Annotated in this window: 18 protein-coding genes; 9 read left to right on the forward strand and 9 right to left on the reverse strand. The window is 65.7% G+C overall.

What is annotated here, in order from left to right; genetic code table 11:
* Nucleotides 1-245 precede the first annotated feature (245 nt).
* On the reverse strand, nucleotides 246-1,730 hold the full coding sequence (gene cysS / locus NDI85_RS08655) for a cysteine--tRNA ligase (protein ID WP_310915537.1): 1,485 nt from the start codon (nucleotides 1,728-1,730) through the stop codon (nucleotides 246-248).
* A 63-nt stretch (nucleotides 1,731-1,793) separates the two neighbouring features.
* On the reverse strand, nucleotides 1,794-2,279 hold the full coding sequence (locus NDI85_RS08660) for a hypothetical protein (protein WP_310915538.1): 486 nt from the start codon (nucleotides 2,277-2,279) through the stop codon (nucleotides 1,794-1,796).
* Nucleotides 2,280-2,394: 115 nt separating this feature from the next.
* On the opposite strand from NDI85_RS08660, the gene NDI85_RS08665 reads away from it, so the two are divergent.
* Nucleotides 2,395-2,553, forward strand: coding sequence for a hypothetical protein (locus NDI85_RS08665; RefSeq protein WP_188998173.1), 159 nt, complete (start codon nucleotides 2,395-2,397; stop codon nucleotides 2,551-2,553).
* A gap of 92 nt (nucleotides 2,554-2,645) precedes the next feature.
* On the opposite strand, the gene NDI85_RS08670 is transcribed toward NDI85_RS08665, so the two are convergent.
* Nucleotides 2,646-4,064 carry an FAD-binding oxidoreductase gene (locus tag NDI85_RS08670; protein ID WP_310915539.1) on the reverse strand — a complete coding sequence of 473 codons (1,419 nt, stop codon included), beginning with the start codon at nucleotides 4,062-4,064 and terminating at the stop codon, nucleotides 2,646-2,648.
* Between the two features lie 148 nt (nucleotides 4,065-4,212).
* Between NDI85_RS08670 and NDI85_RS08675 the strand changes: the two genes are divergently transcribed.
* The 3 genes from NDI85_RS08675 (at nucleotide 4,213) to NDI85_RS08685 (ending at nucleotide 7,264) form a co-directional block, all read left to right on the forward strand.
* Nucleotides 4,213-5,127, forward strand: coding sequence for a winged helix-turn-helix domain-containing protein (locus tag NDI85_RS08675; RefSeq protein WP_188998181.1), 915 nt, complete (start codon nucleotides 4,213-4,215; stop codon nucleotides 5,125-5,127).
* A gap of 82 nt (nucleotides 5,128-5,209) precedes the next feature.
* Entirely contained in the window at nucleotides 5,210-6,091 is an 882-nt protein-coding gene (locus NDI85_RS08680) for a CbiX/SirB N-terminal domain-containing protein (protein WP_310915540.1), read from the forward strand.
* A 93-nt stretch (nucleotides 6,092-6,184) separates the two neighbouring features.
* Nucleotides 6,185-7,264 (forward strand): DR2241 family protein, encoded by a 1,080-nt coding sequence (locus tag NDI85_RS08685; protein ID WP_310915541.1) that lies wholly within the window; start codon nucleotides 6,185-6,187, stop codon nucleotides 7,262-7,264.
* Here the strand turns inward: NDI85_RS08685 and NDI85_RS08690 are convergent.
* From NDI85_RS08690 to NDI85_RS08700, 3 genes are all read right to left on the reverse strand, one after another.
* Nucleotides 7,261-7,818 (reverse strand): hypothetical protein, encoded by a 558-nt coding sequence (locus tag NDI85_RS08690; RefSeq protein ID WP_310915542.1) that lies wholly within the window; start codon nucleotides 7,816-7,818, stop codon nucleotides 7,261-7,263. The genes NDI85_RS08685 and NDI85_RS08690 overlap by 4 nt on opposite strands.
* Before the next feature lie 125 nt (nucleotides 7,819-7,943).
* Nucleotides 7,944-8,138 (reverse strand): methytransferase partner Trm112, encoded by a 195-nt coding sequence (locus NDI85_RS08695; RefSeq protein WP_166971241.1) that lies wholly within the window; start codon nucleotides 8,136-8,138, stop codon nucleotides 7,944-7,946.
* A gap of 215 nt (nucleotides 8,139-8,353) precedes the next feature.
* Nucleotides 8,354-9,730, reverse strand: coding sequence for an adenylosuccinate synthase (locus NDI85_RS08700; RefSeq protein ID WP_188998195.1), 1,377 nt, complete (start codon nucleotides 9,728-9,730; stop codon nucleotides 8,354-8,356).
* A gap of 186 nt (nucleotides 9,731-9,916) precedes the next feature.
* Here NDI85_RS08700 and NDI85_RS08705 point away from each other — a divergent pair, with 186 nt between their 5' ends.
* A complete protein-coding gene (locus tag NDI85_RS08705) occupies nucleotides 9,917-10,222 on the forward strand; it encodes a hypothetical protein (protein ID WP_135304560.1) in 306 nt (101 codons plus the stop codon).
* An 18-nt stretch (nucleotides 10,223-10,240) separates the two neighbouring features.
* Here the strand turns inward: NDI85_RS08705 and NDI85_RS08710 are convergent, their stop codons facing one another.
* The gene (locus NDI85_RS08710) at nucleotides 10,241-12,577 is read right to left on the reverse strand and encodes a hypothetical protein (protein WP_310915543.1); all 2,337 of its coding nucleotides are present in this window, start codon (nucleotides 12,575-12,577) and stop codon (nucleotides 10,241-10,243) included.
* Between the two features lie 183 nt (nucleotides 12,578-12,760).
* Between NDI85_RS08710 and NDI85_RS08715 the strand changes: the two genes are divergently transcribed.
* From NDI85_RS08715 to NDI85_RS08730, 4 genes are all read left to right on the forward strand, one after another.
* The gene (locus NDI85_RS08715; RefSeq protein WP_188998201.1) at nucleotides 12,761-13,156 is read left to right on the forward strand and encodes a hypothetical protein; all 396 of its coding nucleotides are present in this window, start codon (nucleotides 12,761-12,763) and stop codon (nucleotides 13,154-13,156) included.
* Nucleotides 13,157-13,204: 48 nt separating this feature from the next.
* Nucleotides 13,205-13,528, forward strand: coding sequence for a DUF6684 family protein (locus NDI85_RS08720; protein WP_188998204.1), 324 nt, complete (start codon nucleotides 13,205-13,207; stop codon nucleotides 13,526-13,528).
* A gap of 65 nt (nucleotides 13,529-13,593) precedes the next feature.
* Entirely contained in the window at nucleotides 13,594-15,372 is a 1,779-nt protein-coding gene (gene ctaD, locus NDI85_RS08725; RefSeq protein ID WP_166971249.1) for a cytochrome c oxidase subunit I, read from the forward strand.
* Nucleotides 15,373-15,578: 206 nt separating this feature from the next.
* Nucleotides 15,579-15,857 (forward strand): cox cluster protein, encoded by a 279-nt coding sequence (locus NDI85_RS08730; protein ID WP_166971251.1) that lies wholly within the window; start codon nucleotides 15,579-15,581, stop codon nucleotides 15,855-15,857.
* A 22-nt stretch (nucleotides 15,858-15,879) separates the two neighbouring features.
* Here the strand turns inward: NDI85_RS08730 and NDI85_RS08735 are convergent, their stop codons facing one another.
* Nucleotides 15,880-16,758, reverse strand: coding sequence for a hypothetical protein (locus NDI85_RS08735; RefSeq protein ID WP_310915544.1), 879 nt, complete (start codon nucleotides 16,756-16,758; stop codon nucleotides 15,880-15,882).
* A 70-nt stretch (nucleotides 16,759-16,828) separates the two neighbouring features.
* Nucleotides 16,829-18,532, reverse strand: coding sequence for a methylmalonyl-CoA mutase family protein (locus NDI85_RS08740; RefSeq protein WP_310915545.1), 1,704 nt, complete (start codon nucleotides 18,530-18,532; stop codon nucleotides 16,829-16,831).
* Between the last annotated feature and the right edge of the window lie 23 nt (nucleotides 18,533-18,555).

The raw sequence follows: 18,555 nt of genomic DNA on the forward strand, positions 1-18,555 counted from the left end.
GTGCTCGTTCTCCCAAACGTCTTGGCTGTCCTCATCTAACGTCTCTCTGAGGAGGTTTGCGAGTTGCATGAGCACTTCTCGCTACGGCCTCCTCGCTTCTCAAACTCGCTCAACTAGACAGTGCCATCATGACGAATACATATGTATCTCGAAAGGATATAAATACGTACTATCGGGAGATAGCACGCGTACGCAGCTGTTTTATTAGAGAAGTGTGCTGACGGTGACTGAACCGCGCCGTCGATTCAGAGGCGGTACGTCGGGCCGTCGTCCGTGTCCTGCACCTCGACGCCGAGCGCTTCGAGTTCGTCGCGCAACTCGTCGGCGCGTTCGTAGTTGCCGGCCGCACGCTCCTGTTCGCGCACGTCGAGGACGAGTTCGACGATATCGCCGGCGAGTGTGACGTCGCTCTCCGCGTGTTCGTCGCCGAAGGTGAGCCCGAGGATGCCGGCCCCGAACTCCTCGAACGTTTCGACGGCCCGCCGCAGACCACGGTAGTCGTAGGCGTCGTCGTGGTCGTCGACGTGCGTGTTGATGGCGCTCGTGAGGTCGAGTAGCGCCGTCGTCGCCTCGCGAGTGTTGAAGTCGTCGTTCATCGCCGCCTCGAAGTCCGCGCGGACTGCCGCGACGGCGTCACGAAGCGTCTCGTCGGTCACTTTCGCGTAGGCGTCGACGCTGTCGCAGGCCTCGACCGCTCGCTCGTAGCCCCGCTGGAGGCGGTCCCAGCGTTCTTCGGCCTCGCCGATGGTCTCCTCGCTGTAGGTGGCCCGCGAGGAGTACGCCGTCGAGAGCAGGAACGTCCGCAACACGTCGGCCCCGAACTCCTCGACGGCGTCGGCGACGGTGAAGAAGTTCCCCAGCGAGGAGGACATCTTCTCGCCTTTCGTCTCCAGCAGGCGGACGTGAAGCCAGTAGTCGGCGAAGCGCTGGCCGGTCGCGGCCTCGCTCTGGGCCACCTCGTTCTCGTGGTGGGGGAAGACGAGGTCCTGCCCGCCGACGTGGACGTCGATGGTCTCGTCGAGGTGAGTCATCGACATGGCCGAACACTCGATGTGCCAGCCCGGTCGTCCTTCGCCCCACGGCGAGTCCCACGTCTGGGCCGTCTCGCAGGCCTCCTCGGCAGGTGCGGCCTCGGGATGGCGGTGCTCCTCGATGTCCTCGGGGTCGACGCCGTCGGCCTTCCAGAGGGCGAAGTCTGCCGGGTGGCGCTTCTCGATTTCGGCGTCCTCACCCTGTGCCTCGATGTCCTCGACGGTCTGGTTCGAGAGTTTGCCGTAGTCCTCGAAACTCGTCACGTCGAAGTACACCGACCCGTTGGCCTCGTAGGCGTGGCCGCTCTCGACGAGTCGCTCGACGAGCGAGATGATCTCGGGGACGTGCTCGGAGACGCGAGGATACACCTCTGCCCGGTCGAGGTTGAGCGAGCGCATGTCCTCGATGACCTGCTGGATGTAGTGGCGGGCCACGTCCGCCTCGCTGTCGCCGTCCTCGCCGACGCGGGCGACTATCTTCTCGTTCACGTCGGTGAAGTTCTCGACGTGGCGCACGTCGTACCCCAGCCACTCCAACCAGCGACACATCACGTCGACGTGGACCCAGCCGCGAGCGTGGCCCAGATGCGGCGGGTCAGAGGTCGTGAGGCCACAGTAGTACAGGAGAACGGAGTCGGGGTCGCGTGGCTCGAACGGCTCTGTCTCGCCGGTCAGCGTGTTCGTCACGCGCAGCGTCATTGTCGAATCAGACTGTGTGGGGCCGCTTCAAGGCGTCGGAACCGGGCTGTGACGCCGCCCTGCTCAGCGGCCCACCGCGGCTTCGACGACCCGGAGCGCGTCGGGCCCGTCGCGTCGCTCGACGACCACCACGAGCGAGTCGTCGGCGACGCCGGCCGCCTCGACGGGGACCTCCGCGGCCCGCAACCGACCCAGCACGTCGCCGAGTGCCGCCGGTGAGAGGTCGCCGCTGGCGACGATGCCGGTGAGTGAGCCTGCGCCGTCCAGGAAGGCTGTGTCGCCCATCTCGAGAAGCACGTCCCCGTCGCTGTCGCCCCCGTCCGCTCGCCCGACTCCACTCCGCATCGAGACGCGGGCCTCGCTCTCGTGTGCCGGGTCGTCGGGCAGTTCCTCGGCGAAGCGACGCAGTGCCGTGGCGACGGCGTCCGTGTCCCCGTCGACGTCTAACGTCCGTGCGGCGGCGGTGTAGTTGACGACGCCGGCCCGAAGCGCGTCGTAGAGGGACGGACGCGCTCGAACGGCCTCGCGAGTGGCGGCGGCGAGTGACATACCCGAGGCTCACGACGGCAGGTGCAAAAACCGTTCTATCGGACCTCCCAGTTACTGAGAACCGTCCTGTAGTATTGATAGGCGACCGGCCGTCTCTCCACACGAGGGAAGACAAATGGCCATCGCACAACGAGAGCGGGAGGCGTTCGGACACCCACTCGCACCGATAGAGCGCACCGTCGCCGGAATCGTCCTCGCTGTCGGTGTGGCGGGACACGCCGCGCTGGTCGGGGCCGCCGTCACGCTGGCGTTCCTGCTGCTAACGGCGCTGTAACCACCGGTTGCGTCGATTCACGACTCACCGACCCTTCTCGGAGAACCGACGACCCGTCAGCGGCGGGTTCGACAGCAAGTCGTCGTCGACGCCTATCCGGCGTGCTCACCGTCGCCCGACGGCTTGACGTTCTGGTTCAGCGCGAACAGGTTCGTCGGGTCGTACGCGTCTTTCACCGCGACGAGTCGGTCGTAGGCCGTCCCGAACGTCCTCGCCATCGTCTCGTCGTTGTCTTCGAGGAAGCCCGGGAAGTTCAGGTACACAGACCCGTCGGAGAACTGCCGCATGTCATCGAGACAGTCTCGGACCCACTGAACGTTCGCGTCGTCCATCGCCGGCTCCTCCCAGTTCGCCTCGACACCGAGCAAGAACGGCGCGTGTCGACCGGCGAAGGCGCTGTTCTCGATGCCGGTGTCGGTGATGGCACCGCCGAGTTCCCAGACGTCGACAGTCGACAGCGGTGAGGGGGCTTTCTCACCCCAGTACTCGATGCGGTCGATGGCCGGGTCCGAAAGGGCGTCGAGGTACAGCGACTTCCAGTAGTAGCGCATGCCGTCGGGGTAATCCGCATCAAGTATCTGCTGGAACTCTGTGTAGGGCCGTACCGCGCTGACGTCGACGAGCGGGTCCGCGAACTGTTGGAGGGGGGCAAGCACGGCTTCGCCCTCTTCGGGCGGCCCGGCGTAACACCCCATGACCGCGAACTTCAGGTCGCCGACGACGTCCGCGTCGAACAGGTCCTCGTCGTACATCACGCCCGTCGAAGTGAGCGTGCTCACGGTGTCGGGTGCCGTCTCGACGTACTCCCGGTACGCTCGCAGACACGACTTCGCCTCCGACCCGGAGTAGAAGACGAGCGCCGTGGCCACCTCCGGACCGACGAGGTGGCAGTCGAACTCGAACGCCGTGACGACGCCGAAGTTCCCCCCGCCGCCCCGGAGCGCCCAGAAAAGGTCCGGGCGGGTGTCTTCGCTCGCGGTCACGAACTCGCCGTCGGCGGTGACGAGGTCGGCGGCCCGGAGATTGTCACAGGTCAGGCCGTACCGACAGCGGAGGTGTCCGATGCCGCCGCCGAGGGTCAGGCCGGCGACGCCGGTGTCAGAGACGACGCCGCCGGGGGTCGCCAGTCCGAACGCCTGCGTCTCGCGGTCGAGGTCGGCCCACGTCGCGCCCGCCTGCACCCACGCCGTTCGCTCCGCGGGGTCGACTCGCACGGCGGTCATCTCGGAGAGGTCACAGACCACGCCGTCGTCACAGACAGCGGTCCCGGCGACGTTGTGGCCGCCACCGCGAACTGCGAGGGGCACGTCCGCTTTACGCGCGAACGCTACCGTCTCGATGACGTCTCTAACGCCCGCACACCGGACGATGGCAGCGGGGTGTTTGTCTATCATCCCGTTCCAGACGGCCCGGGCGTCGTCGTAGGCGTCGTCGCCCGGTCGAATCACCGCCCCGTGGACGCCGTCGGCGAACCGCTCGACTCCCGGGAGCGTCTCGTGTTCCTGACTCATACTCGAACGGACGCCGTGTGGGCTGTTAGCCTCATTCGTCACCGAGCGTTCGGCGGGGCGAGCAGCGTTTCGGTCCGTGAAACGCGTCTCGTGTCGTGGCGTAGCTAGAGTTACTACCGTGGGCTACCGTACCTAGCTAGAGAGACCCATGGCGACGGACCGAACGGACGAGACGACCGACGACGCGTCCGAGCGTGCGGAGCCATCGCCGGGGTCGCCGGTCCTCGAATCCGTCCTAGAGAACGCACGAACCCGTCGGTATCTCGGCGAGCGACTTGCGGCGGCGGACGAACGGGTCGGGACGGACTACCTCGGCGACATCGTCCGTCACGGGCCGGTCCTCGAAGCCCTCCTCGAACGGCCACTCGACCGCGGGGAGATAGAGAACCGACTCGACGTCTCGCGGGCGACCAGCCACCGGTTCACGCAGTGGCTCGACAGGCAGGGCTTCGTCGAGAAGGTCGACGGACGATTTCGACTCACCGGGCGCGGCCAGACGGTCGCGGAGGAAGTCCTCCGGTTCGAGGCGAACGTCCGGACCGCCCACCGCCTGACGCCGCTGCTGGACGCCATCTGTGACGACCATCAGGAGTTCGTCATCGAACCGTTCGTCAACGCCACCGTCACGACTGCGGCGCCCGAGGACCCCTACCAACCGGTCGAGCGGTTCGTCTCGCTCGTCCGGAACTCCGAGACCCTCCGCGGGTTCAACACCACCCACATGGCACCGCTGGTCCTCGGGCAGTTCCACCAGCAGGTGTTCGAGGCGACGGACACGGAGATCATCTATCTCCCGCACATCGCCGAGAAACTGTTCGAGACGTACCCGGAGCGGGCGAGCGAGGCCATCGACCGCGGCCACCTGACGCTCCGGACCCGCGACACGCTCCCGTACGGCCTCGCGATATTCGACGACCGGGTCGGCGTCGGCGGCTACGACGAGGAGACGGGACTGATGGAGGTGTTCGTCGACACCGACGACGCCGTCGCCCGCGAGTGGGCAGAGCGCGTCTTCGCCTCGGTGAAAGCCGACTCTGAACCGCTGGCGTCCGGTTCGGAGTGAGGGGTGCTCGGCCGACACCGGAGCGCCGGCGGTGTGGACCGCCAGCGAAGCCCCTAAGAGCGGTTCGTCCCAACGGCGTGGTATGGAAGAAGCGCTCGTCATCGCGGCCCACGGCTCGCATCTCAACGCCGAGTCGAGCACGCCGACGTTCTCACACGCGGACACCATCCGTGTGACCGGCGCGTTCGACGAGGTCCGGGAAGCCTTCTGGAAGGAGGAGCCGTCGTTCCGGGAGGGGCTACGCACCGTCGACGCGGAGGAGGTGTATCTGGTGCCGCTGTTCATCTCGGAGGGGTACTTCACCGAACAGGTCATCCCCCGGGAGTTCCGCCTCGACGAGTGGGACCCCGAGATGTGGGACTCCGACGGCACGAGCGCCACCCACGCGACGCTGACCGCCGACGACACCGGCCAGACCGTCCACTACTGTGGCCCGGTCGGTACTCACGACTCGATGAGCGACGTCATCGTCCAGCGGGCGAAGTCGGTCACGGACGACCCCGACGTGGGCGAGGGGTTCGGACTCGCCGTGGTCGGCCACGGCACCGAGCGCAACGAGAACTCCGCGAAGGCCATCGAGTACCACGCCCAGCGCATCGGCGAGATGGACCGCTTCGACGAGGTGCAGGCGCTGTTCATGGACGAGGACCCCGAGGTAGACGACGTCACCGACTACTTCGAGAGCGAGGACGTCGTCGTCGTCCCCCTCTTTATCGCCGACGGCTACCACACGCAGGAGGACATCCCCGAGGACATGGGCCTGACCGACGACTACCGGACCGGTTGGGACACCCCCGAAACCGTCGACGGACACGACATCTGGTACGCCGGTGCCGTCGGGACGGAACCGCTCATGGCCGACGTAGTCCTCGAACGCGCCGCCGACGCGGGCGCCGACGTGAGCGGGGCTATCGAACAGGTCCGCGAGGAGACCGGCAACGGGAACCCGGCGACGGGTGACTAACCCGGTGACGGCCAGCGACTGCGTCTACCCGTAACAATCGGCAACAGACGGGCGAACCGGCTAACTTTTTCCGCGGGAGTCCCGTGATTCAGTATGGACGAGGACTCCGTGGACGCGCTGGTGGCTACCGCGCCGGACGGTATCGATTTCGACGGCCTCCACGTCGGCCGCGAGGAAGACCGTTACACGTTCGAGACGCCCGAGGAGTCCCACGAAGACCTCGGCAAAGACGACTTCCGCTCGGTCGCGACGGACTCGCCCTATGCCGCCAACTGGTACTTCTGGCACGCCACCGCCCCACAGGCCGAGCCACGGTGGGCGTTCCTCCGGTGGCTGGAGGGTGCCGAGTCGACGCCGGTCCCCGAGCGATACGACGCGCTCTCCGGCGGCCGCACGACCGAGTGGGGCGAACTCGCCGTCACCGTCTCACTGACCGAGGACGGCGGGCGGGTCTACGACCTCCGGCACGAGGCCGACGTCGGGACGGCGGTCGACGACCTGGACACGTACGAGGACCCCGCCGCCGCCCGTGACATCGCGAAACACGACGACCGGGGGCGGTACCGACCGCTCAAGACCGCACCCTCGCTCCAGCGCGGCTGGGCGTTCCCGTCGCTCGGCCCTGCCGCACTGCTCGAGGCCGTCCACACGTTCTACCCCGCGACGGTCCAGAACTGGTACCGCGAACGGGAGGGCGAACTGGACGTGACCCACTGGCACGAGACCGTCGAACGGCAGACCGGCATCTACGGCGTCGTCAAGACGTGGGACCGCGGCGAGGGGTACGAACACGTCAACTGGGTCGCCGAGGCCTGCTGTGACGACTCGCAGTGTCTGAAACGCCGCGAGTGGGGATACGACGCCGACACCGACCTCGACGTGGACGGGGGCGACGGCGAGTTCCCCTGCCGGGAACCCTGCTCGCTCGTCGTCTCGGCCGCACGCAAGTGGACCAAACTCGAAGCCGAGGAGTCCCAGACCTACGAGTTCGAGTTGACCCCCAGCGAGAAAGCGCAGGTCGAGGCCATCGTCGACGCCGTCGCCGACGGCCGGGCCGCCGACATCCGCGAAGCCGACACCGCCGACGGGGCGAACCGGTACCGGGCGCGCTTCCTCCGGGCGAAACTGTTCGACGACGACGGCAACCTCTGTGGCGTCGAGACCGACGACTAAGTCGCGAGTACGGCGTAGACCGTCACGAGAACGCCGACGACGACGGCGAGCGCCGCCAGCAACACCACCACGTTCTGGACGAAGAACGCGGCGGTGGCGGCCGCGAGCAGGGCGACGCCACCGACCGCGAGCACCGGCACGTCGGGGACGTCGGCGAGGACGGAGTCGGATCCGGGTTCTGGTTTCGGCTGTGGTTTCGCGAGGTCCTCGTCGACTTCGACCGGGTCGTCGCTCCGGTCCGGTTCGGTGACCACGACGTCGACGTAGCGCGTCGTCGCGCCGTAGGCCGTGACGACTTTCAGTTTCCCGCGGACGGCCCCGTCGCGGGTCAGGGTCACCCGCACCCGGCGTTCGCTGTCTCGTTCGACGTGATGGTTGGGCGCTTCGATGCTTGCGAGACTGGAGAGCGCGTCGTCGAGGTGGAGGTGGACGTGCGTGGCTTCCCCGTGGTTGACCAGGCGGACGTCGAAGCTCTCGCTCGTCTCGAACGTCGTCGGTACCGCTAGCCCGTGGAGTTCGTCGCGGTTGACGTGGACGAGGAGCGAGTCAGGCACACCGGAATGTCGGCGGGGACACATAAAAAAGGTGCAGGGGTCTCATAGTGACTGTCGTAGATCGTTTCCGTATCGGGCCGACCCCGGGGTCGGCGCGTACCGATAAATCGCTACGACAGCCACTATCAGGCCGGCGCTTCGTCGCGCATGTCCGGCGGGAGGAGGTTCGGGATACCGTCTTCGATGGGGAACACCTCGCCACACTCCGTACAGACCAACTGTCCGGACAGAATCTCCTCGTCGTCGCGTTCCTCGACCTCGAGGTCGAGGTCGTGTTTGTCCAGCGGACAGCAGATGATGTCCATCAGGTCCTCTTTCATACACCTGCGTCGGTCCGGTAGCCCTAAAAGCGTACTGTCTGGCGCGAGGCGCGGAACTTCTCTTCACCCGGCTGGGCGTGCAAACTCGCGGGTGAGTCGCTGTCCGACCGCCTCGGTGGCGAGGTGAGAATCGAATCCGCCGAGAACGATTCCGAGTCCGACGAGAGCGGCCGCTGTCGGCCGTCGCGGGACCGCCAAAACGAGATACTGAACCGTTAGAACGGCGACTCGCGGACGATAGTCTCGCCGCGGCCCGGGCCGACGCCGATAGCGTAGGCCGGGGTGTCGAGTTCGTCCTCGATGTACTCGACGTAGGTCCGTGCGTTCTCGGGCAGGGCCTCGTAGCCCTCGCTCGCGACGGCGGCCGGGTCGAACGCTTCCCAGCCCTCGAAGGTACGGAGGTTCGCCTCACACTCCGCCCACTGCTCGGTGCGTGGGGGCATCGACGTCAGTTCCTCGCCGTCGAGCGTGTAGGTGTGGCCGACTTTCACTTCGTCGAGACCGGCCAGCACGTCGAGGTGGTTGATAGCGAGACCGGTGAACCCGGAGACGCGGGTCGCGTGTCGGAGCATGGGCATGTCCAGCCAGCCGACGCGTCGCGGGCGTCCGGTGACGGTGCCGTACTCGCCGCCCTCCTCGCGGATGTAATGTGCCAGTTCCTCGTTCTCGCCTGCTCCCTGTTCGTCGTAGCCGGGCGTGTCACCGACGACGCCGCCGAGTTCGGTCGGCAGCGGGCCACTCCCCACGCGCGTGAGGTAGCCCTTGACGATGCCGACGACTTCGCCGCCGCCGACGACGCCGGGACTGACGCCGGTCCCGACCGCGGCGCCGCCGGCCGTCGGGTTCGAGGACGTGACGTACGGGTAGTTGCCGTGGTCGATGTCGATGATGGTCCCCTGTGCCCCCTCGAACATGACGTTCTGGCCGTCCTCCATGGCCTCGGTGAGGAAGGCACCGGCGTTGACCGTCATCCCCTCCGCTTCGAAGCGGCGGCCGAACTCGCGGAACTCCTCGAAGAGTGCGTCGACGTCCAGCGCGTCGGGGTCCTCTAGGTCCTCGACGTCGAGGCCGTAGACGTCCTCGACGACGGCCCGCTTCTGCGGGACGACGTACTCGAGTCGCTCGCGAAGCACGTCGGCGTCGAGCAGGTCACCGACACGGACGCCGCGGCGGCCGGCCTTGTCCTCGTAGGTCGGGCCGATGCCGCGACCGGTCGTCCCGACTTCGTCGTCCGTCTCGCTCTTTACCTCTTCCTCGATACCGTCCAGTACGCGGTGGAACGGGAGGATGACGTGTGCCCGTTCGGCCACGCGTACGTCCGGGTCGAGACCACGGTTCTGCAGCGTATCTATCTCGTCGAACAGCGTTCGCGGGTTGACGACGCACCCGTTGCCGAGGACGCCGACCTTGCCGCGGATGGCTCCACTCGGGACCAGAGAGAGCTTGTACTCCTCGCCCTCGTGGACGACGGTGTGGCCGGCGTTGTCGCCGCCCTGATAGCGCGCGACGACGTCCACGTCGTCGCCGTACAGGTCGACGATGCCGCCCTTCCCCTCGTCGCCGAGTTGTGAGCCGACGATGGTTACGGTCATCGCACGGACGTTCCGGCCACCGTGATAAACAGATTACGGTCCCTCTCGGCGCGGTTATGGGGGTGACTGTTTGGCATGGGAATCGTTACGACGCATTTAATACACACCTCTCCGAACCAAAAAACCGGCAAAGACGGGTACACGAGGGCAACTTTTAAACCCTGCAAACACAAGTTAACAATTGCCATGATAGACAGGCTTGAGAAGGAAGTCGACATGCTGGAGCGTCACTTGCAGGTGCTCCGCATGGTTATTGAGAACGAGCCTATCGGTATCGTGAAGATGTCCAACGAGACGGGCTACCCACACCACAAGGTGCGCTACTCGCTGCGCGTCCTCGAAGAGGAGAACCTCATCGAGCCCTCCAGTCAGGGAGCCATCACGACCGAGCAGACGGGCGAATTCGTCGACGACCTAGACGAGAAGATAGACGAAATCATCGAGAAGCTCGAAGGAATGAAAATCGAGGACGCGGCCGAAATAGAAGGCTAACGCGCTTTCCTCGTGTCGTCAGAGTTCCGGGACGGCGAGGTGGAACTCTTGATTTCGTGCCTCGAGGAGACAGAGGTGGTATCCGTCTTTCCGCGAGAGGTTCACGAAGCTTTTGCGCTTGTCTCGGCTGAACAGACCGCTGGAGGTCGCTTCTTCGGCGGTTTCGAGCGCTTCCGGCTCGAAGAAGCTACTGGTGACGAGAAACGCCGCCGCCAGCGAGTCAGAGGCGTTGCCCACGCGCTCTGCGTTCCGAACGATGTCGGTCATCTGCCCCTCGGTCGCTGGCTGACGGGAGTCGTTGATGTTCGCGACGAGTAGCGGGTTGCCCATCCGGTCGCGGACGACGACGTCGAACTGCTCCTGTGAGCGGTGTTCCTGCCCGTCTTCGGTGTAGGTGACCGTCACCTTGCCGTTCAGTTCGGCCCGGTCTATCTCGGGCAAGGCGTCGTACAGCACCTGCATCGCGCCCGCGTGGCCGGTGTCACGAATCTCGTACAGCAGGTTCCGAATCAGCCACTCGACGAACCGGTAGTGGATGCTGTCCTGAAGGAACGTCTCGAACTCGGTTCCCTCGACGGCAGCGTCGGTGGCGTCGAACTGGGTGTGATACTCCAGTCGGAGGTTCTCCTCGACCTGTGTCGGGTTGGCGTCCCCGTCGTGGGCCTGAGCGAGGGTCGCCTCGCCCTTCGAGTGGTAGCGTACGAAGAGGTTCGTCCCGTCGATAGCTTCGGCCCCGGACAGGCGTGTCCCGGCCGACGGGGTGTCTTCGCTCTGGGCCTCTGCGAGTCCGTCTTCGAGGCGTTCGATCTCTGTCCGTGCCGCCTCTAGCTCGGACTGAAGGCGGTCACGCTCGGCCCGTAGCTCCTCGTTCGTCGTCTCTAAGTCGTCTATCTCCGATTCGAGGCGGGCGATTTCGGCCTCCTTGCCGTCGAGTTCCGCTTCGAGGTCGGCCACTCGCTCCGGTGCAGGCGACGTCGGCGTCTGCGTCGTCTGGGTTGGTGCCTGCTCCGTCGTCGTGCGTGACGAGCGGTCCTCCGTGTGTTGGTCGCCCGTCGGTTGCGTGGCCGCGTCGTCGCTCGCGGCCGAGGTGTTCGGCGAGTTCGTAGACCGGTCGGGGTCGAGTGACGGAATCGCGCGCGTCTCGAGGTCCGCCGTCGTCGCTGCAGCGGCGCTTTCACCCCCGCTGTCCGCGCTCGGGCGCTGTGACGAGGACGCGTCCGGTCGCGACTGTGGCTCTGCGGGCGAGCGCTGCTCTCTCTGTGCCGGGTCGGTCTGTTGGGTCGGCTCCGAATCACGGGTGCGCTGCCGAGTTGCCGACGACGGATTCGGTGACTCCGTCGTGGACGCCTCGGTCGTCTGTGCGTCTGGCTCTGCCGACTGTGGCTCGGCGCTCGCTTGCTCCGCTACGTCGTCACGGCCCTGTGACTGGCGCTGCCGGGACTGCTCGGTCGCGGTCCCCGCGTCCGTCGTCTCGGGGTCCGTTGTCCGATTCGCTGCGGCGCCCTGGTTCGCACCGGCGGCTTTCGACCCCGGTGGGCCACCGGCGGCCGGTCCCGACCGACGGTCTGCGGTCGACTCACCCGTGTCTGGTTCGGCGACGTCGCTGTCGGACGTCGAATCCGGGGGCTGTGTCTCTCCTGCTGGTTCGGCGACGTCGTTGTCGGACGTCGAATCCGGAGGCTGTGTCTCTCCCGTTGGTTCGGAAACCGGTCCCTCGTCGGTCGACGAGGGGTCGGCCGACGAGGCGTCGTCGATGGCGGTACCGTCGCTCGGAGCCTGTCCATCGGTCACATCGGCGGCGTCTGCTGCCGTCGACGGTTCCGGAATCTCGACGGGCGAGATCTCGGCGGGTTTGACCTCGTAGATGCCCACTTCGTCGTCTGCCTGTTCGAAGGCTTCGTCGTCGGTGATGAGTCGCTCGGCGCTCCCGACCCAGGCGACGCTCATCGAGCGACCCTGATGATAGACCAGATAGTAATCGCCAGAGAGAACGTTCTCGGAGAGTTCGACGAACCCGGTGAAGTTCCCGTCAGAAAGCGTCCGGTCGACGTCGGCTATCGACGTCTCCTGCGTGTAGTACTTCGCACGGACCTCGTCGTTTCGTTCTTGCATCACTGCGAGAAGCGGAAGCGCGTCGTGTGGTGCTTCCCGGGCAGTTCCACTGTCGGTCTCGAAGGCTTCGATGTCGCCGTCTATGATACCGATGACCGTCCCGTTCAACATGAACAGCCGGGTGGGGCCAGCGACGACGGCACCGGAGAACTCCTGGTCTGCGAGTGTCCGGAGCCCCTCGTACCCGCCGTCGAAGGGCACCGAGTCCCACTCTGAAACCAGTTCTACCGTCTGCGTACTCATTACCTTCATCAAGCCGGATGGCAGACAAATAGTTTGTGCCCCGTCAGACACGTGTCTCTACGGTGATCGGTTTCGCCGAGAGACGCGGACGTGACCGGCGGTCTCGGCTCCGCTCGCCACCGACACGCACGGGGATCACGGAGAGTCCGATGGGCATATGCCGGCCGAGACCGAACGGCGGGTATGGAAGAGCAACCGGGGTTGAGCGACCAGTATCGGATGTCGAGTCCGTGGCCGGTGTTCGTCGCTCTGGGACTAGCGCTCTCGGAAATCGGTGTCTTCATCGGGCTGTTCCCGGTCGCGGTGTTCGGCCTCATCCTCTTTGGCGGGAGCATCGCCGGTATCCTCACCGAGTCTGGCTACGCGACTCGCCCGTGGCCGACGCTCGTCGGGGTCGGCGTGTTGCTCGTCTTGCTCGCAGCGCTCGTCGCCGTCCTCCAGTTACCGACGTCGGCGTTCACGCTCGCGAACGTCGGCGAAGGACCGCTGTTCACCCGTCTGGTCGCGGTCGTCGTCGCCGGTGCCGTGATGGTCGCGATGGGCGGGGCCGGGTCCGTCGTCGAACAGACCAAGGTCTGAGCGAAACCAACAGCCTATTTACTGGCCTACGCCAACGCCGAGTCATACATGGCACTGTTCGGGTTCGAAAAGGACACCCTGCTCGACCTCACCGTCAACGTCATTCCACTGGGCATCATCCTCTTTTTCATCGCGGCGTTCGCGGTCGTTCCCGCGTTCGGCACGGACCCCGTCTTCAGCGGGCTTCAGTTCGCGCTGATGATCTCGATGTTCCTCCTGTTGGCGGTGCTGACCTATTACGCTGGGCGAGCGATCGAAAACGCAGAGCACGCACAGGAATCCCTCGAGGAAGCCAGCGCGGTGAACGAGCCGGAAGACGAAGTCGCCGAGTTCGAGGACGAAGACGCACCCGGCGAGCTCGAAGACGAGTAAGCCGAATCAACCGCGGGCACCGCGGAACCGACCCTTTCATTATCGGCCAGTCCTGACGTGCGACCATGGCAGCAGGAGATCTAGTGCTGACGGGGTTGATGGCCGTCCTCCTCGTCGGTATCGCCGCGCTACTCACGCGCATCGAGAACTGGCGGTCGTACACACCGCTCGCGGGCGGCGGTACCGCGACCGGCGAGACCGTCATTCACCGTGAGAAGCCCGCAGGTATCGTTCGCTGGTTAACGACAGTCGACCACAAAGACATCGGCATCCTCTACGGCGTCTACGCCGTCATCGCCTTCGCCGTCGGTGGCATCATGGCGATGCTCATCCGCCTTCAACTCGTCACTCCCGGAGGGGCGCTGCTGGGGGCGAACGCCTACAACTCCATTCTAACGAGTCACGGCATCACGATGCTGTTCCTGTTCGGGACGCCCATCATCGCGGCGTTCGCGAACTACTTCATCCCGCTCCTCATCGGGGCCGACGACATGGCGTTCCCGCGCATCAACGCCATCGCGTTCTGGCTCCTCCCGCCGGCGGCCCTGCTCATCTGGGCCGGGTTCTTCCTCGCACCGGTCACCGAGAACATGATCGAACCCGCACAGACGGCGTGGACGATGTACACGCCGCTGTCGGTCGAACAGACCAACCCCGGCGTCGACCTGATGCTGCTGGGCCTGCACCTCTCCGGCGTCGCCGCCACGATGGGTGCGATCAACTTCATCGCGACCATCTTCACCGAGCGTGACGACGACGTGAGCTGGGCGAACCTCGACATCTTCTCGTGGACGATCCTGACCCAGTCGGCGCTCATCCTCTTCGCGTTCCCGCTGCTGGGCAGCGCCATCGTCATGCTCCTGCTGGACCGCAACCTCGCGACGACGTTCTTCGCCGTCGAGGGCGGTGGCCCACTGCTGTGGCAACATCTGTTCTGGTTCTTCGGCCACCCCGAGGTGTACATCCTCGTCCTCCCGCCGATGGGCCTTGTGAGCCTCATCCTGCCGAAGTTCGCCGGCCGGAAACTGTTCGGCTTCAAGTTCGTCGTCTACTCCACGCTGGCTATCGGCGTACTCTCGTTCGGCGTCTGGGCACACCACATGTTCTCGACGGGGATGGACCCGCGCCTGCGGGCCTCGTTCATGGCCGTCTCGCTGGCTATCGCTATCCCGAGCGCCGTCAAGACGTTCAACTGGATCACGACGATGTGGAACGGGCGACTCCGCCTGACGACGCCGATGCTGTTCTGTATCGGCTTCATCTCGAACTTCATCATCGGCGGCGTCACCGGCGTCTTCCTCGCCGCGATTCCGGTCGACCTCATCCTCCACGACACCTACTACGTCGTCGGCCACTTCCACTACATCGTGATGGGGGCCATCGGCTTCGCCGCCTTCGCCGGCATCTACTACTGGTTCCCGGTGTTCACCGGGCGGATGTACCAGCGCACCCTCGGGAAGGCCCACTTCTGGCTCTCGATGGTCGGAACGAACCTCACGTTCTTCGCGATGCTGGCGCTGGGCTACCTCGGGATGCCCCGCCGCTATGCGACCTACCAGTTCGACGGCGCTATCGCGCCACTGGCACAGGTCGAGACGTACCACCTGCTGGCCACTGCCGGCGCGCTCATCCTGTTCGTCGGTCAGCTCATCTTCGTCTGGAACGTCGTCCAGTCGTGGCTCGAAGGCCCGAAGGTCGAGGACGGCGACCCGTGGAACCTCGAGCGCGACGGGATGCTCGACCGCGAGTTCCAGTGGTTCGACCGCAAACTCGAGACGACCGTCACGGACGGCGGTGAAGAAGAGGAGCAATCCGCACTGACCGGAGCGCGTAGCGACGACTGAAGACGGTCCGTTTTCCTAGTGCTAGTACCGGCGCTGTTCGCGGAAGCGATCTATCGCTCAGGCGCCGGAGACGAGCACGATAGCCGTCACGAACATCATCACGGCGATACCCGCGAGGACGACGAACAGCAGTTCTTTCTGACTCATAGGCAAGCTACGGGCCGGAAGTGAAAAAGGCTAATCGTCTCGGTCACCTACCTGCGGGCATGAGCGAGCAACCGGTCGGGCGGTCCGGTGAACGAGTGGTCGTCCAGTTGTACGTCGTCATCGTCGCCCTCGCTGGCGTGATGGGGTTCGTGCTGGGCAACATCCGCCCGTCCGACCTCGAACCGGAACTGTTCGGGGTCATCGCACTGCCGCCGACGCCACTCGGCGTCGCCATCTACGGTCTGGTCACCGTCGGTCTCGGCCTCGGCGTGTTGCTGGCGCTGGTGGTCTACATCTCCCGACACACGGACGACGACGGCCAGCGCGAACGACAGTAGTTCGCCGTCGCCCGCCGTCTTTTCAGTCGATGTGAACCATCTCTCCAGCGTCGAGTGCGAACCGTTCCGGGACGCTGTCCCTCGTGGCGTAGTGGTACAGTGCCGTCGAAACGGGACCGCGTACGAGTCCACGGAGGAACGCCGTGAGAGCGAAGCCGCCGAGGAAGACGGCGACGGCGAGGAACGCTGCCTGCGGCAGGCCGGGTGCGACCGGAAGGACACCGCTGTCGACCGTGAAAACGCCGAGCACTTGGCCGACGACGACGCCGACCGCGGTCGCGATTCCGAGGCACCCCGCGAGGTACTCGAACGTCCTCGCACCGTAAACAGTGAGGACCGCACTCCCCCATTGGTCGGTGATGGCACCGTCTATCCGAGTGACGAGCGTGCTGGCACTGCGGTCCTCGATGGCTAGCGCCGGGGGGAGGAACGTCCCGAGAACGTCCGACCCGACTCGGAGGCTCCCGGTATCGGTCACGTAGCCGGCGAAGAACGTTCCCGTGACGGCGAGCGCACCCAGAGAGATGGCCGGCAGTCGACGGACGGCGTAGGCCAGTCCCGAACCCGGCGTCGGTCGAGTGCCCTGTAAGAGCGCGTGCAGTTCGTAGCAGTACGCGACGTCGAGGAGGACGACCAGTATCGGGCCGACGACGTACAGCGAGAACAGACAGCTCCCGACGACGAGCAGTAGCGTCGGGATACCTATGGGAACGTCCGGTCCGATGCCGTCGACGGGTGACAGCGCGATGGCCCCGACGGCGACGATAGCGAGTGTCCCCGACAGCGCTTTCAGCACCGGGTAAAGGAGCGGTGCGGGATACCGGAGAAGTGGACGGACGGTCCCAACGACGAGTCGTAGCTGCTGTGCGATTCCCGGCCTCCTCTTGGTCGTCTGTCCCATAGCGCGGGCTCGCTCGGTATGCGATATAAACCTCCGGAGCGGCTATCGTGGCCTTCCTCGCCGACCGGCCTCAGGCGACGCCCGCCGTCTCTCGGTAGGCACCGTACTCGGATTCGAACACGGCCATTATCTCGCCCATCGTCGCGTACGCCTTCACGGCGTCGACGATGGCCGGCATCACGTTCTCGTCGGCCTCGACGGCCGCCCGGACGTCGTCGAGTGCGGCCTCGACGGCAGCGTCGTCGCGGTCGGCCTTGACCGCGTCGAGGCGGTCCCGCTGGCGACGCTGGACGTCCTCGTCGACGGTTAGCACGTCCGGCTCGGTGTCCTCCGCGACGGTGTAGGCGTTGACGCCGACGACGACCTCGTCGTCGTCCTCGACGCGTCGCTGGTACTCGTAGGCCGAGTCCTGTATCTCCCGCTGGAAGTACCCCTGCTCGATGCCGGCGAGGACGCCGTCACGGACCGACCCGTCGCCCAGTTCGTCGCGGACGTGGTGGATGTAGCTCATGGCCTTCTCCTCTATCTCGTCGGTCAGTGCCTCGACGGCGAAACTCCCGCCGAGTGGGTCGACGATGTCGGCCGCCCCGGACTCCTCGGCGATGATCTGCTGGGTTCGCAGGGCGACCCGGACGGCGTCCTCCGAGGGCAACGCGAGCGCCTCGTCGAAACTGTTGGTGTGGAGGCTCTGGGTCCCGCCCATCACGCCGGCGAGTGCCTGAATCGTCACGCGGACGACGTTGTTGAGTGGTTGCTGGGCGGTGAGTGACTGTCCAGCGGTCTGGGTGTGGAACTTCAGTTGCTTGCTGGCGTCGGCCTCGGCGTCGTACCACTCGTCCATCACGCGGGCGTAGATGCGTCGGGCCGCACGGAACTTCGCCACCTCCTCGAAGATGGCGTTGTGGGAATTGAAAAAGAAGGACAGTTGCGGGGCGAACTCGTCGACGCCCAGTCCCCGGTCGAGACAGTCCTCGACGTAGGCGAACCCGTCGGCGAGCGTGAACGCGAGTTCCTCGACGGCCGTGGCGCCGGCCTCGCGGATGTGATAGCCGGAGACGGAGACGGGCTTGAACTTCGGCGTCTCCTCGCAGGCGAACTCGATGACGTCCGTGACTAACTTCAGCGAGGGTTCCGGCGGGACGACCCACTCTTTCTGTGCGATGAATTCTTTGAGCATGTCGTTCTGGAGGGTGCCACGAATCTCCTCGCGCGGGACGCCCTGCTGGTCGGCGATAGCGAGGTACATCGCGTAGACGACCGGTGCGCTGGGGTTGATAGTGAACGACGTGGACACCGCACCGACGTCGATACCGTCGAAGAGGCGTTCCATGTCCGCCAGCGTGTCGACGGCGACGCCCTCCTTGCCCACTTCGCCGTCGGCCATCGCGGCGTCGGAGTCGAGTCCCATCAGCGTCGGCATGTCGAACGCCGTCGAGAGGCCGGTCTGGCCCTCCTCGGTGAGATAGTGAAACCGCTCGTTGGTCTCCTCGGCCGTGCCGAAGCCGGCGAACTGCCGCATCGTCCACTGGCGGCCGCGGTACATCGTCGGGTAGACGCCGCGTGTGTACGGTTCCTCGCCGGGGAACCCGAGTTCAGTCTCGTAGTCGGTGTCGGCGACGTCGAGCGGGGTGTACAGGCGATCTACCTCCAGATTCGAGACGGTCGCGAACCGCTCGCTGCGCTCACCGTAGGCGTCGAGTACCGGGTCGAGTGTCTCGCGCTCCCACTCGTCTTTGGCGTCCCGAATGCGCTGGAGGTCCTCCTCGTCGTACATACCGCGCCATATGTCACCAGTCC

The organism is Haloarcula sp. S1AR25-4, from assembly GCF_031624555.1.
Classification (GTDB): Archaea; Halobacteriota; Halobacteria; order Halobacteriales; family Haloarculaceae; genus Haloarcula; species Haloarcula pellucida.

Bases quoted from the DNA above. Each gene is read 5' to 3' on its own strand.
- cysS (WP_310915537.1), bottom strand. From the start codon at position 1,730: ATGACGCTGCGCGTGACGAACACGCTGACCGGCGAGACAGAGCCGTTC.
- NDI85_RS08660 (WP_310915538.1), bottom strand. From the start codon at position 2,279: ATGTCACTCGCCGCCGCCACTCGCGAGGCCGTTCGAGCGCGTCCGTCC.
- NDI85_RS08665 (WP_188998173.1), top strand. From the start codon at position 2,395: ATGGCCATCGCACAACGAGAGCGGGAGGCGTTCGGACACCCACTCGCA.
- NDI85_RS08670 (WP_310915539.1), bottom strand. From the start codon at position 4,064: ATGAGTCAGGAACACGAGACGCTCCCGGGAGTCGAGCGGTTCGCCGAC.
- NDI85_RS08675 (WP_188998181.1), top strand. From the start codon at position 4,213: ATGGCGACGGACCGAACGGACGAGACGACCGACGACGCGTCCGAGCGT.
- NDI85_RS08680 (WP_310915540.1), top strand. From the start codon at position 5,210: ATGGAAGAAGCGCTCGTCATCGCGGCCCACGGCTCGCATCTCAACGCC.
- NDI85_RS08685 (WP_310915541.1), top strand. From the start codon at position 6,185: ATGGACGAGGACTCCGTGGACGCGCTGGTGGCTACCGCGCCGGACGGT.
- NDI85_RS08695 (WP_166971241.1), bottom strand. From the start codon at position 8,138: ATGAAAGAGGACCTGATGGACATCATCTGCTGTCCGCTGGACAAACAC.
- NDI85_RS08700 (WP_188998195.1), bottom strand. From the start codon at position 9,730: ATGACCGTAACCATCGTCGGCTCACAACTCGGCGACGAGGGGAAGGGC.
- NDI85_RS08705 (WP_135304560.1), top strand. From the start codon at position 9,917: ATGATAGACAGGCTTGAGAAGGAAGTCGACATGCTGGAGCGTCACTTG.
- NDI85_RS08710 (WP_310915543.1), bottom strand. From the start codon at position 12,577: ATGAGTACGCAGACGGTAGAACTGGTTTCAGAGTGGGACTCGGTGCCC.
- NDI85_RS08715 (WP_188998201.1), top strand. From the start codon at position 12,761: ATGGAAGAGCAACCGGGGTTGAGCGACCAGTATCGGATGTCGAGTCCG.
- NDI85_RS08720 (WP_188998204.1), top strand. From the start codon at position 13,205: ATGGCACTGTTCGGGTTCGAAAAGGACACCCTGCTCGACCTCACCGTC.
- ctaD (WP_166971249.1), top strand. From the start codon at position 13,594: ATGGCAGCAGGAGATCTAGTGCTGACGGGGTTGATGGCCGTCCTCCTC.
- NDI85_RS08730 (WP_166971251.1), top strand. From the start codon at position 15,579: ATGAGCGAGCAACCGGTCGGGCGGTCCGGTGAACGAGTGGTCGTCCAG.
- NDI85_RS08735 (WP_310915544.1), bottom strand. From the start codon at position 16,758: ATGGGACAGACGACCAAGAGGAGGCCGGGAATCGCACAGCAGCTACGA.
- NDI85_RS08740 (WP_310915545.1), bottom strand. From the start codon at position 18,532: ATGTACGACGAGGAGGACCTCCAGCGCATTCGGGACGCCAAAGACGAG.